This is a genomic window from Patescibacteria group bacterium (assembly GCA_028711655.1).
Taxonomy (GTDB): domain Bacteria; phylum Patescibacteriota; class Patescibacteriia; order Patescibacteriales; family JAQTRU01; genus JAQTRU01.
On sequence record JAQTRU010000037.1, the window covers coordinates 1 to 11,391 of the forward strand.

An 11,391-nucleotide genomic window follows, 5' to 3' on the forward strand; every position below is an offset into this window, starting at 1 on the left:
CCGAGCGCCTTTAATTCTTATTCGGCCGGCCGGAGCGGCAGCGATATTTTTTGCCATATTATAAAAATAATCAGCCAGAGGCTGATCCCTGCCTACCGGACAGGCAGGCGCCCCTTGGCGGAAAATAATAAATAGATAAATTTCATTTTTGATTATTCTTTAACAGCAGTTATTATACAGCAAAAACTAAAACAGGGCAAGAGTAAAAAGGGGAAAAATATAAAAACGGCCATTTTCCTTAAAAAACAGGCCGTTTTTCTTATTTTACATTCAATTTTTAACCTTAAATCTTAATTTTTAAACCTTAATTCTCTATAACAGTCCCTTTAAATTTTTCACCATCTAAATATTTTCTCAAGTTATCCAATTTCTTCCCATTCATAATTATCACTTCCAACCCCAAATGTTCGGCCAGCCGCGAAGCCACCGGATCAAACGGCGCGTTTAAACCGGGATTCCATTTATTGCCAACTAATTTTCTAAAATTCCGCCAACCCAACTTTTTAATTGGTTTTGCGTTTTTATATTTTTTCGGATCAGCCGTATAAACGTAATCAATATTTGACAAATTAATAATGGTTTTAATTTTGTGCTCCCGGGCCATAACCACCGCCACATAATCCGTTGACCAGCCCGGCTTCCAGCCGCTGCCGATAATTATTTTCTTTGAGGTGGATAATTTTGCTATCGGGTCAATAATTATTTCCGGACAAGCTATTGGCCCCAAAATAATTTTTAACAAACGGGCGTTAAGTCGGCCGGAATAAATTCCTTGCCAGTCTAAATCTATCTGACTAACTTTAGTAATTTTCCGGGCGGCTTCATTATATTTTCGGCAGGTAGCTCCTCCGCCCACGATAATAAAAAATTTTTTACCCTTTTTTGTCTCTGAAATAATCAGTTTGCGGAAATTTTTTAAAAATTTCCAATCAATCCCGTCCGTCGGGACAATTAAAGATCCGCCCAACGAGATAATATAAGTATCTTTTCTGGACATAATTATGATATGCTAATTGATAAAATTTATAGCAAATTTCCTCTCTAAAAAATTTCTAATTCACCCAAGGTCTAATTTCTAATAAAATTCCTAATTCTAAAATGTCTAATGCCTAAATTTTTTGGCATTTGGCATTGGATATTTTATTAGAAATTAGGTGAATTATCACCACCTTAGCGGGATCCCGCCCTCCACGCCCCGCCAAAGGCGAGGCTCCGCTAAAAGCGGGGCTGTGGGCAAACAACTTTTTATAAGTGGCGGGAGAAATTAAAAATTTTTCTACTCCTCCATCTCCCGCGCTTTTACTTCGGACATTATCTTTCTCCTAATCTCTTTCATTAATTTTTTATCCGCCCTTAAAAATTTCTTGGCATTTTCCCGGCCCACCCCCATTTTAATCTCGCCAAAAGCGTAAGAATTGCCGGATTTATTTACAACTCCATAAACCACGCCGCTATCCAACAAATCGCCGGCGATGGAAATGCCTTCATTATACATAATATCAAACTCACAGGTGCGAAAAGGGGCCGCCACCTTATTTTTTACCACCTTGGCCTTTACGCGGTTGCCGATAATCTTATCCCCCTGCTTAATCTGGGCCGCCCTCCTCACTTCAATCCGAACCGAGGAATAAAATTTCAAAGCATTGCCGCCGGTAGTCGTTTCCGGATTACCGAAAAAAACGCCGATTTTAAACCTAATCTGATTTATAAAAATCACCACGGTTTTTGATTTAGAAACAACGCCGGTTAATTTCCGCAAAGCCTGGCTCATTAACCTTGCTTGCAAGCCCATATGCTGGTCGCCCATTTCTCCCTCAATTTCTTTTTGCGGAACCAGGGCGGCTACACTGTCAACCACAATCACATCCACTGCATTGGACCGGGCCAAAGTTTCCACTATCTCCAAAGCTTGTTCTCCGGTGTCCGGCTGGGAAATAAGCATATCTTTTATGTTCACGCCGATTTTAGCCGCATAATCGGGATCAAGGGCGTGTTCAGCATCGACAAAAGCGGCAATCCCCCCTATTTTCTGCGCTTCAGCCACAATATGCTGGGCCAAAGTTGTTTTTCCCGAAGCCTCGGGACCAAAAACTTCTATTATCCTTCCCCTTGGCACGCCGCCAATCCCCAAGGCAATATCCAGGGACAAACAGCCGGTCGGGACGGCGTCAACATCTGATTTTCTTGCTTCCCCGAATTTCATAATCGCCCCCTCGCCAAACCTCTCTTTTATCTGGTCAACGGCCGTCATGGCCGCTTCCTGGCGCTTATCTTTTTCACCACCCTCCTTGCTTTTTTCTTCATTTGACATATCTTTGTAAAATTATTTTTAAAAAATATTACCCAATCTGCCTATAAGATAGCATAAGAAAATTATGAAGGCAAGCCAATTAAAATAATATAAAAATAAAATAATAAAATAAAATAAAAACATAAAATTTACGAATTTCGCCTTCTTATCTTTTTTATATTTTTATATTTTTATATTATTTTGTTATTTTTTCAAAAAAACTATTGTTAATTAAAAAAATATCCTGTATAATATAACTAAGAACAAAAAACAAAAAAATATTTTTAAAAATTATAAAAAAGTATTGTAAAGAAAAAATATTTTTTGTATAATATAAATAGAAATAATAATTTTAAAAAATAATTATTTTAATCCGCGCAAAAAAATTGCGTACCAAGAAAGGAGGTGATAAACATGCCAGCGAAGAAAAGAAAGAAAGCAACAAAAAAGAAAAAAGTTGCAAAGAGAAAACCGGCCAAGAAGAAAGCAACAAAAAAGAAAAAAGTTGCAAAGAGAAAACCGGCCAAGAAGAGGAAAAGAAGAAAATAAAAATTGCTCCTCTTCGCCAGACAAATGTGCCGTAAATCATTAAGACATATTTGTTTGGCGAACGAGGAGGAACAAAAAACGCCTAAAAATTAAGAAAGGCGTTTTTTGTTTATAACTTTTTACTATTTATTATTTTTTATAATTTTTACAATCCCTTTGTCGGCATCTACCTCAACCATGTCTCCGTTCTTTAAAACCTGCGTGGCTATTTTAGTGGCTATAACACAGGGTTTATTCAATTCGCGGGAAACAATCGCCGCGTGCGAAGTTATGCCGCCCTCCTCTGTTATTATGGCTCCGGCTTTCCGGCACGCCAAAATCATCTGGGGAATAGTTGAACCGGTTACTAAAACCTCACCCTCTTTGAACTTGGCCACTTCCCGAGATAAACCAGCCCCTTGGTCAAAATTTATTAACCTCACTCGCCCCTTATAGCGCCCCGGATTGGCTACCTGGCCTTTTAAAAAATTACTCTTCTGTTTTTTGTCTAAATCTTTGGAAAATAATTTAATTATCGCCAAGGCCTTTTTTCCGGTAATCGGCTGCCAATTATTAAATTTTCCCAGAATGCAATCTCTCCGATTTACTTTATCCACGGTTTTGCCTTTCAATAAGTCAGCTATCTCTTTGCAATGAAGGCTGGCCAAATCTCTTCTGCCTGCGCGTTTTTCAATCTCATCAAGATAATTTTTAAAAAAATAATCATCTCCGAGAAAAGAAATTCTATTAATAACTGATTTTCTAAGCTCATATTTTAATTCCTGCATTTCCTTGACTCTTTTTACTAGAAGCTTGTTTTGGGAAGGAGCCTGCTTAACCCTTCTTTCAATCTCATCGTAAAGAAAATATTCCGTAAACCAATAAAGATCTAAAGCCCTTTGGGCAAACCCCACAGCTCTTAAAAAATCTACCCTGATCTCACGGTCGGAAAAGTTAGAAAAATTTTTAGTTTTATTTAACTTAAAAACCGTCTTTGCTTCTTTAATTATCCCATTAACCTTTTTCTTATAATCATTGAAATTTCTCCTGAAAAACAATAAGCCATATTTCGCCAAACGGCCGGTTTCTTCCTTGGAAGCATAAAGTTTGTAATTCCCGTTTTGATAAATAACGATAAAATCTCGTTTTAAATAATTAGAAGTTAAAAAACAGGAAATAAAAAAATAGGTAGCATTATAAACTAACCAAAAAAAATTATAATTCCTGGGATGTATTTTCTTATTCATATAATTAAAACATTTTCGGCTGTTTGTCTTCTTTCTCCTTGGCGGTAAAAATTTTAACCACGCCGTATTGGCCGTCAAAACCGGGCTCAACAATTAACTTTCCTTCCCGCACTCTTTTTATGCCTTTAACAATTATAGGTAAAGTCATGCTGGCTAAATTCTCTAAAGGTTCATTTAGCAAAATATTCATCTCGGTTCCGCCTTTTTTAATTAAACTATTATATTCGGCCTGCACTTTTTGCGACTGCCGGCTTTTTATATCTAAAGCTTCGGCAATAATCTTATCAAGTTCCACTAATTTTTTAAATCCGGCTGCTTTTTCGGGCTTGAAGCCTTCGGGGCGATCAGCCAGTTCTTCCACCCGATTCATCACGCCCACGGTTAAAGGTTTTTTACAGACCGGGCAAATGCCTTTATGCTTCTTAGTTTCTTCGGGCGAGAATCTAATTTTACAATCACGGTGACCGTCAAAATGATACATGCCTTCTTCCGGATAAAATTCAATCGTGTACTTCAATTTATTCAAATCCTTGTTTTTTATTACTTCATAAATCTCATCATAACTAATTTCCTCCAAATCCATGACATTGGCTTCCCGTCCAAGATTGGGAAGACTATGCGCGTCAGAATTTGAAATAATAGATAAGCTGTCCAGAGCTGACAAGCGCCAATTCATGGCCGGGTCGCTTGATAATCCGGTTTCTATGGCGTAAATATTTTCTGTTTGCTCGTGAAAACATTCTTCCATAGAGTCAAAACCAGACTTTGAACCGAAAACCGCAAACCAGGGCGTCCAAATATGGGCGGGGTAAATTAAAAACTTGGGATGGATTGACAAACAAAGCGTTACCAACTCCGGCGCCTTCATGCCTAAAATCGGCCGTCCGTCCGAGCGGATATTGTATTTTTTATCTAAATAATTATTTAATTCCTCCACCGCGGCAATATTGGGCGCCTGCACAACCAGATGAATCCGCCTTACCTTGCCGCCATCTTTATAAATTAAAGCCAGCTCGGTAGAAAGTAAAAATTTCACCTTATCATCTTTTTCTTCTTTTAATTTGTACAAGCCCGAATTACCGACTTCTTCCAACTCGTTTTTAATAGCTGAAAACCATTCTGGATAAGTAAAATCTCCGGTGGCAATAATATCTATCCCCTTAATTCGGCAAGTCTCGTCAATGCGGGAAAGCAGCAACTGCGACGAGCAAGCCCGGGAATATTTAGAATGAATATGTAAATCTAGAATCTGCTGCATATATTACAGTTACAAATTACAAATCCTTTACAAATTTTACAAATCTGGTTAACAAAATTATTTTTCATTTTTAATATTTGTATATTTGTAACAAATTTGTAATTTGTAACTATCCAAAATATTTTAAATGTCTCCCAATCTTCATACCCCGATATTTTTCTCCAACATCAACATCAATCCACTTATTGTCCAGTTTAACCTGCAGATACTGGTGCGGAACAAAATTAACAAAAGTATTTCTCCGCCTGGTTTCTTTATCTTTAAAAAATCCGGACTTTGCTAAAAAAATCCGCAGTAAAAAATTACTTTGGTTGCAAGGAATAAAACCTGTCCGGTTCCAGATATCTTCCAGGCTCTTAAACATAAAATGAAACTTTAAAACCGTGGCCAGCCGCTCGGAATGATATTTTGTTCCTAAATAATTATAAGCTAATTCTAAAAATTCTCTTGGCGAGTTGGATTTATTTTTCAGTTCTTCAATTTTTCTTTCCATGTCTTCCGGTATTTTTTCCGACAACGGATCGGGCCTAAAAGAAAGATGGGGAATAATAAAACGGGACAGAAAAAAAATAAAGATAAAATACAAAACTATGATATAAATTACTATCTCCATAATTTTAATGAATAATTATTGGTTCTTTTATTATAACCCCCTCTCATCGGCAAAGCAAATAAAAAAGCCGGTCCCTAAATTCCCGGACCGGCCCATTAATTTTCTTCTCCCCTTTTTCTCCCTCCTCTGCCTTTAAGAATAAACTCTACCGCCCTCTTCTCTATTAGCCTTTTAATCTCCAATCTGGCAAGAAAAATTCCGAGAGACCTTTCCGCGAGAAGCAAGGCCGAACCAAGACCAATAAAAACATAAAAAACTTTTAGGAGCAGATAAGGCGACGAAGAAAAGTTTAAAGAACAAAGACCGGAAAAGGAAATCATCACACCGACTATTAAAGGTAGGGCCGGCAGCCTTTTGTACGCTTCAATTTGCTTGCAGAAAGCTCTCACCTCTTCCGATTCCGCCGCCGCTTCCGTTGGAGTGAGGTTAATTATCCTTTCCACTTCATCAATAACCCTGCGGCAATTTTCATCCATCTTTTATCCCTCTTGAATTAATTTTTCCGCAACCGCCAGCTCTTCCGGGCTGTTAATGCCTACAGCCTGGCGCGGATCAATCGTTATGGTGTTAATTTTATGGCCCTGGGCAAAGGCTAAACCGACTAAATCGGTCAGATAATACTCCCCCTGTTTGTTGTCATTTTTCAGTTTATCAATATTAGCGCAAACCCAATCTTTGTCAAAGCAATAAAAACCCGGGTTAATTTCTTTTATTTCCTTCTCTTCCTCGGCCGCATCCTTAAATTCCACGATTTTTTTAACTTCGCCGTCCTCGCCTCTGACAATCCGGCCCCAGTAAAAAAAATTCCTTCTGTAGTCATGAAAGTCATCTACCTTGACCGTTACCATGGTAATAACGCCGCGGTGGCTTTCAGCCAATTTTTTTACGGTATCGGCTTGGACAAAGGGATGGTCGCCATAAAAGCTTATGACTTTTTTTGCCTCCGTCCCGAAAAACGGGCGGGCGCAGGCAAAAGCGTGGCCGGTGCCGAGCTGCTCTTCTTGAATGGCATAATCGCAGTTATATTCAGCTAAAGCTTCTTCCATTATTTCCCTGTTATCCGGCGAAACCACGATTATCGGCCGGCCGTCAACTCCCGCTTCGGCGACTGAACGCAATAAATATCCTATAATCGGCCGTCCCGAAAGCGGCACCAAAACTTTGGGCAGAGAAGAGTTCATCCTTACGCCTTTGCCGGCGGCTAAAATCACGATTTTGTTTTCTCCGTTCAAAAATTTATCTCCGCTAAAATTATTTTTTTCAGGCATATTTTTGGTTAATTCTATTCCGTTGAAAATATCTCCGCCTTCTCCGGTTAAATTTCCGGCGGAATTCATGGAAGAAGAAATTAAATGTTCTTCAAAATCAATTCTTAGACAATTTTGAAATTTATAAAACTTAAATCTCTCATAAAAAGAAATCAATTCGTCACGGCAATCCAGGATTACTTTATAGCATCCCAATTTCCTGGCCTCGGCCAAAGCTCTTTCGTTCAGGCTGCTGGCTATGCCCATTTTTCCAAACCCCTTCCTGACCACCACATCTTCTATATGCCCGGCTCGGCTTCCGCCATAAGAAAATTTCCTTTCAATTATCAGTTTAATCATGCCGACGATTTGCTTATCCTCGGTTACGGCCACAAAAACATAACTATTTTCCCTTTCTTTCACTTCTCTAAAAATTTCTTTCATATTCTCCGGGGGCAAATAATCCGCTCTGCTCAAATTGGACAAAGTTTCTAAAAATCCCCTTTCCGGATTTAAGTCTTCTCCTCTAAGCTCTCTAATTGTATATCTCAAATTCTTCATAATAATTAGAGAATTTGTAAAATTTGTAATAAATTTGTAATTTGTAATCTATTCCACGGTTACAGATTTAGCTAAATTGCGCGGCTTGTCCATGTCTATCCCTTTTAAATCCGCTACATAGTAGGCAAAAAATTGCATGGGCACGGCATTGATTATTGGCATAAGTTCAGGAGAGGATAAAGGCGCTTTTATAACGCTTTCGGTTAATTTGGAAATACTTTTGTCCCGCCCATTAACAATAGCTATAATTTTTCCGCCCCGAGCCTTTATTTCTTCCATATTAGAAAGAATCTTTTTATAAGTGCTGTCGCGAGTGGCGATAAACATAACCGGCATATTTTTATCAATCAAGGCAATCGGCCCATGCTTCATTTCCGCGGCCGGATAGCCCTCGGCATGGATATAGGAAATTTCTTTCAGCTTCAAGGCTCCTTCCAGGGCCACAGGAAAATTAAGGCCACGTCCGAGATAAAGGATGTTCCCGCAATTTATAAATTTTTTTGCCAATTTTCTGATATTGTCCGCCTGTTTCAAAACTTCTTTAATCTTCTTTGGCAAAATCTCTAAATCACGGAGTGTTTTTTTCTCCAACTTTAAACCCCGCTCCTGCCGGAAAAACAAAGATAAAAGCAACAAATCTACAACTTGGACCGTAAAGGCCTTGGTGCTGGCCACTCCGATTTCCGGACCCGCATGAAGGTAAATTCCAAAGTCAACTTCTCGGGCGATAGTGGAACCGACAACATTGATAATCCCGAGAGTTTTGGCGCCCCTGGCTTTGGCCTCTCTTATCGCCGCCAAAGTGTCGGCGGTTTCCCCTGATTGGGAAATTGCGATAACCAAATCGTTTTTCCCAACAAGCGGATCCCGATAACGAAATTCCGAAGCGTAATCCACTTCTACCGGAATATTTGTATTTTTTTCTAAAAAATATTTTCCAATTAAGGCGGAATGCCAGCTGGTGCCACAGGCCACAATCACAATTCTCCTTAGGGAATTTAAATCCAAATTAAGGCTTAGTTTAACCTTTCCGCCTTTAATCCGGCCGCGCAGGGTGTTGATAATCGCTTCCGGTTGCTCATAAATTTCTTTGAGCATGAAATGCTTAAACCCCTTCTTCTCAATCTGGTCAAGGGTCCATTTTATCTCATGGACTTTCTTGTTAATGTTCTCTCCTTTTAAATTTTTAACCGAATAGCCGTTTCTTCCGACAACCGCCAATTCGTCGTCGTTTAAATAAACAATTTTTTTTGTATAATTCAAAATCGCCGAAACATCGGAAGCAATAAACATTTCTCCCTCGCCCAAGCCCAAAACCAAAGGCGATCCGCGCCGGGCTACGATTATCTTGTTTCCGCCGTTTTGGATAACGGCCAAGCCAAAAGTTCCTTCAATTAAGCCAACGGCCTTTGTCACAGCTTCGGGGAAATTGCCATTATTAAACTTTTGGATAAGATGGGCGATAATTTCCGAATCAGTGTCGGAAACCGTTTTAAAGCCTTCTTTAGCCAAAAAATCTTTTAAAGCCTGGTAATTTTCAATAATGCCGTTATGAACTATGGCTATCTCGCCTTTCGCGTCCAAGTGGGGATGGGCGTTGATTTCGTTCGGCTCGCCATGGGTTGCCCAACGGGTGTGGGCTATACCTAAATTCACCCCCCTTGCAAAGGGGGGATAAGGGGGGTTTTCCTTAACTTTTTTCTCCAATTCCGTAATTTTTCCTGTCGCCTTAAGGGTAATTAAGCCGCCGGAATTTTTAACCGTCATTCCGGAAGAATCATATCCCCGGTATTCCAGCCTTTTCAGGCCGTCCAAGAGCACGGTTGAAATATTTTTCGGTCCGATATAACCTATTATGCCGCACATAGAAAAATAATAAAATAATAAAATAATATAAAAATTAATCTACTTTTTATTTTATTATTTTATTTTTATATTATTTTATAAGGTCCCAGAGCCGCAAAAAAATTATTTTCTGCGTCTCATATATCATTTCATTCTCAATAATCACCCCGACCGGGATGCCTTTGGAGTCGCGGGAAATAAAAGCGCATTTGCCTGCATAAATTAAAACAAAAGTTGCGGATTCGTCGTTGGTGCCAAGCCAACGTCGCTCATCCAGGCCATAAGTTTTACCGCCAGAAGCCAAAGAAATCGCCTTTACTTTGATGCCCTTTTTTATCCTGTCTTTAGTAAAATTAGGATAAGCCTTATTAATGTCTTCGCTGGCTTTAGTGGCGGAATAAATAAAATATTCCTTTTCTTTTTCGCCCCCAACCGAATTTAAAACATCTTCCAGAATAAACCTTATGCCCCTTTTCCCTTCATAAAATTTTGTGGCTGGACGCCTGCCACCTTTATCCTGCAAAGACTTTAATTCCGGAATTAAATCAGCTATCTTGGCTTTTATTCTTTTAATTTTCTCTTCTTCCTCGCTAACCAGCTTTACAAGCTTATCCGCATCTTCGGCCACAAATTTTTGTTTCGTCTCCTGGTGGTAATAGCTAGCCAGTCCCTTTTCCCGCAAACTCTTTAAAATATCATAAACCGTGCCTCGGTTTAACCCGGTAAAACCAACCAACCCCCGCACCGAAGAAGCGCCATTTTCCAGAAGCGCCAAATAAACCTCTATTTCCTTGTCTGACAAACCTATTTTTTTAAGAATGGTTATATCCATAAGGAACCATTATTTTATGGGATAATTTTTTAGGAAATCACAGGAAAAAACCGGTTTAAATCCTTCTTCTTTTATCCTTTTTATTAAATCGCCCAATTTTTCTCCATCTCTATTCTGGCAAAACCTTGAGCAAACAGCGCAGGTAATAACCTTTGTTTTATTATTTCCGGCCATAGATTAGTTAAGTATTTTAAAAAATAAACATAAAATCAGTATATTATTTAATTGAAATATTGTCAACTATATTTCTGCAATTTTTACAAAAACATATTTATTTATTTAATATTAGCTAAATTATTAACAAAAATATGTCATAAATTTAATTAACATTATTTAAGTTATCCACAAATTTCCCAAACAAAAAAACACCATTGTTCTGGCGGCGGCTTACTCTCCCGGGGCTCATGCCCAAGTACCATCAGTGCTAGGAGGCTTAACTTCTGAGTTCGAGATGGGATCAGGTGTGACCCTCCCGCTAATACCACCAGAACAATGGTGTTTTTTCAATCGTTTAATAAAATTTTTATGGCCGTAGAGTTTTGCTCGCTATAAAAATTTTATTAAACACCTTATATTTTTTGAAAGCCTTGAAAACTTTTTCTAAAAAAGTTTTCAAAAATTTTAAAAACAAAAACGTGGGAAAATTAAATGGTTTATTAGTACTCCTCAGCTAAATGCGTTGCCGCACTTACACTTGGAGCCTATCAACGTGATAGTCTCTCACGAACCTATGAAACCTAATCTTGAGGACAGCTTCGCGCTTAGATGCTTTCAGCGCTTATCTAAACCAAAGGTAGCTACCCAGCAATGCCCCTGGTGGAACAGCTGGTACACTAGAGCTTTGTCCTTCCCGGTCCTCTCGTACTAGGGAAGGGCCCTCTCAAGTTTCCGCGATCATAGTGGATAGGAGACCGACCTGTCTTACGACGGTCTGAACCCAGCTCGCGTGCCGCTTTAATGGGCGAACAGC

General features: G+C 39.0%; 11 protein-coding genes and 2 rRNA genes. 1 reads left to right on the forward strand and 12 read right to left on the reverse strand.

Annotated features, from left to right (window positions below):
- Positions 1 to 304: 304 nt before the first annotated feature.
- Positions 305 to 997, reverse strand: coding sequence for a UMP kinase (gene pyrH / locus PHQ42_04360; GenBank protein MDD5071937.1), 693 nt, complete (start codon positions 995 to 997; stop codon positions 305 to 307).
- A 279-nt stretch (positions 998 to 1,276) separates the two neighbouring features.
- On the reverse strand, positions 1,277 to 2,311 hold the full coding sequence (recA, locus tag PHQ42_04365) for a recombinase RecA (GenBank protein ID MDD5071938.1): 1,035 nt from the start codon (positions 2,309 to 2,311) through the stop codon (positions 1,277 to 1,279).
- Positions 2,312 to 2,676: 365 nt separating this feature from the next.
- Between recA and PHQ42_04370 the strand changes: the two genes are divergently transcribed.
- Positions 2,677 to 2,874: a hypothetical protein gene (locus tag PHQ42_04370; GenBank protein ID MDD5071939.1), complete on the forward strand. Its 198-nt coding sequence runs from the start codon at positions 2,677 to 2,679 to the stop codon at positions 2,872 to 2,874.
- 87 nt (positions 2,875 to 2,961) lie between these two features.
- Here the strand turns inward: PHQ42_04370 and PHQ42_04375 are convergent, their stop codons facing one another.
- From PHQ42_04375 to PHQ42_04420, 10 genes are all read right to left on the reverse strand, one after another.
- Positions 2,962 to 4,065 (reverse strand): PEP-utilizing enzyme, encoded by a 1,104-nt coding sequence (locus PHQ42_04375; protein ID MDD5071940.1) that lies wholly within the window; start codon positions 4,063 to 4,065, stop codon positions 2,962 to 2,964.
- A gap of 4 nt (positions 4,066 to 4,069) precedes the next feature.
- Positions 4,070 to 5,323, reverse strand: a complete 1,254-nt coding sequence (locus tag PHQ42_04380) for an endonuclease Q family protein (protein MDD5071941.1) — start codon at positions 5,321 to 5,323, stop codon at positions 4,070 to 4,072.
- Positions 5,324 to 5,432: 109 nt separating this feature from the next.
- Complete coding sequence (locus PHQ42_04385; GenBank protein ID MDD5071942.1) at positions 5,433 to 5,936, reverse strand: hypothetical protein; 504 nt, start codon at positions 5,934 to 5,936, stop codon at positions 5,433 to 5,435.
- A gap of 95 nt (positions 5,937 to 6,031) precedes the next feature.
- Positions 6,032 to 6,412: a hypothetical protein gene (locus tag PHQ42_04390; protein ID MDD5071943.1), complete on the reverse strand. Its 381-nt coding sequence runs from the start codon at positions 6,410 to 6,412 to the stop codon at positions 6,032 to 6,034.
- Positions 6,413 to 6,415: 3 nt separating this feature from the next.
- On the reverse strand, positions 6,416 to 7,744 hold the full coding sequence (locus tag PHQ42_04395; protein MDD5071944.1) for a GNAT family N-acetyltransferase: 1,329 nt from the start codon (positions 7,742 to 7,744) through the stop codon (positions 6,416 to 6,418).
- A gap of 48 nt (positions 7,745 to 7,792) precedes the next feature.
- Positions 7,793 to 9,610, reverse strand: coding sequence for a glutamine--fructose-6-phosphate transaminase (isomerizing) (glmS, locus tag PHQ42_04400; GenBank protein MDD5071945.1), 1,818 nt, complete (start codon positions 9,608 to 9,610; stop codon positions 7,793 to 7,795).
- Positions 9,611 to 9,680: 70 nt separating this feature from the next.
- A complete protein-coding gene (locus PHQ42_04405; GenBank protein MDD5071946.1) occupies positions 9,681 to 10,421 on the reverse strand; it encodes a helix-turn-helix domain-containing protein in 741 nt (246 codons plus the stop codon).
- A 9-nt stretch (positions 10,422 to 10,430) separates the two neighbouring features.
- Positions 10,431 to 10,595 (reverse strand): hypothetical protein, encoded by a 165-nt coding sequence (locus PHQ42_04410; GenBank protein ID MDD5071947.1) that lies wholly within the window; start codon positions 10,593 to 10,595, stop codon positions 10,431 to 10,433.
- A 200-nt stretch (positions 10,596 to 10,795) separates the two neighbouring features.
- Positions 10,796 to 10,910, reverse strand: a 5S ribosomal RNA gene (rrf, locus tag PHQ42_04415).
- Positions 10,911 to 11,056: 146 nt separating this feature from the next.
- Positions 11,057 to 11,391 (reverse strand): 23S ribosomal RNA (locus PHQ42_04420); the annotation flags it as partial.

What these genes read in the sequence shown, in the direction of transcription:
- pyrH (MDD5071937.1), bottom strand. Translation starts at nt 997, where the DNA reads ATGTCCAGAAAAGATACTTATATTATCTCGTTGGGCGGATCTTTAATT.
- glmS (MDD5071945.1), bottom strand. Translation starts at nt 9,610, where the DNA reads ATGTGCGGCATAATAGGTTATATCGGACCGAAAAATATTTCAACCGTG.
- PHQ42_04380 (MDD5071941.1), bottom strand. Translation starts at nt 5,323, where the DNA reads ATGCAGCAGATTCTAGATTTACATATTCATTCTAAATATTCCCGGGCT.
- PHQ42_04405 (MDD5071946.1), bottom strand. Translation starts at nt 10,421, where the DNA reads ATGGATATAACCATTCTTAAAAAAATAGGTTTGTCAGACAAGGAAATA.
- PHQ42_04390 (MDD5071943.1), bottom strand. Translation starts at nt 6,412, where the DNA reads ATGGATGAAAATTGCCGCAGGGTTATTGATGAAGTGGAAAGGATAATT.
- PHQ42_04385 (MDD5071942.1), bottom strand. Translation starts at nt 5,936, where the DNA reads ATGGAGATAGTAATTTATATCATAGTTTTGTATTTTATCTTTATTTTT.
- recA (MDD5071938.1), bottom strand. Translation starts at nt 2,311, where the DNA reads ATGTCAAATGAAGAAAAAAGCAAGGAGGGTGGTGAAAAAGATAAGCGC.
- PHQ42_04410 (MDD5071947.1), bottom strand. Translation starts at nt 10,595, where the DNA reads ATGGCCGGAAATAATAAAACAAAGGTTATTACCTGCGCTGTTTGCTCA.
- PHQ42_04395 (MDD5071944.1), bottom strand. Translation starts at nt 7,744, where the DNA reads ATGAAGAATTTGAGATATACAATTAGAGAGCTTAGAGGAGAAGACTTA.
- PHQ42_04375 (MDD5071940.1), bottom strand. Translation starts at nt 4,065, where the DNA reads ATGAATAAGAAAATACATCCCAGGAATTATAATTTTTTTTGGTTAGTT.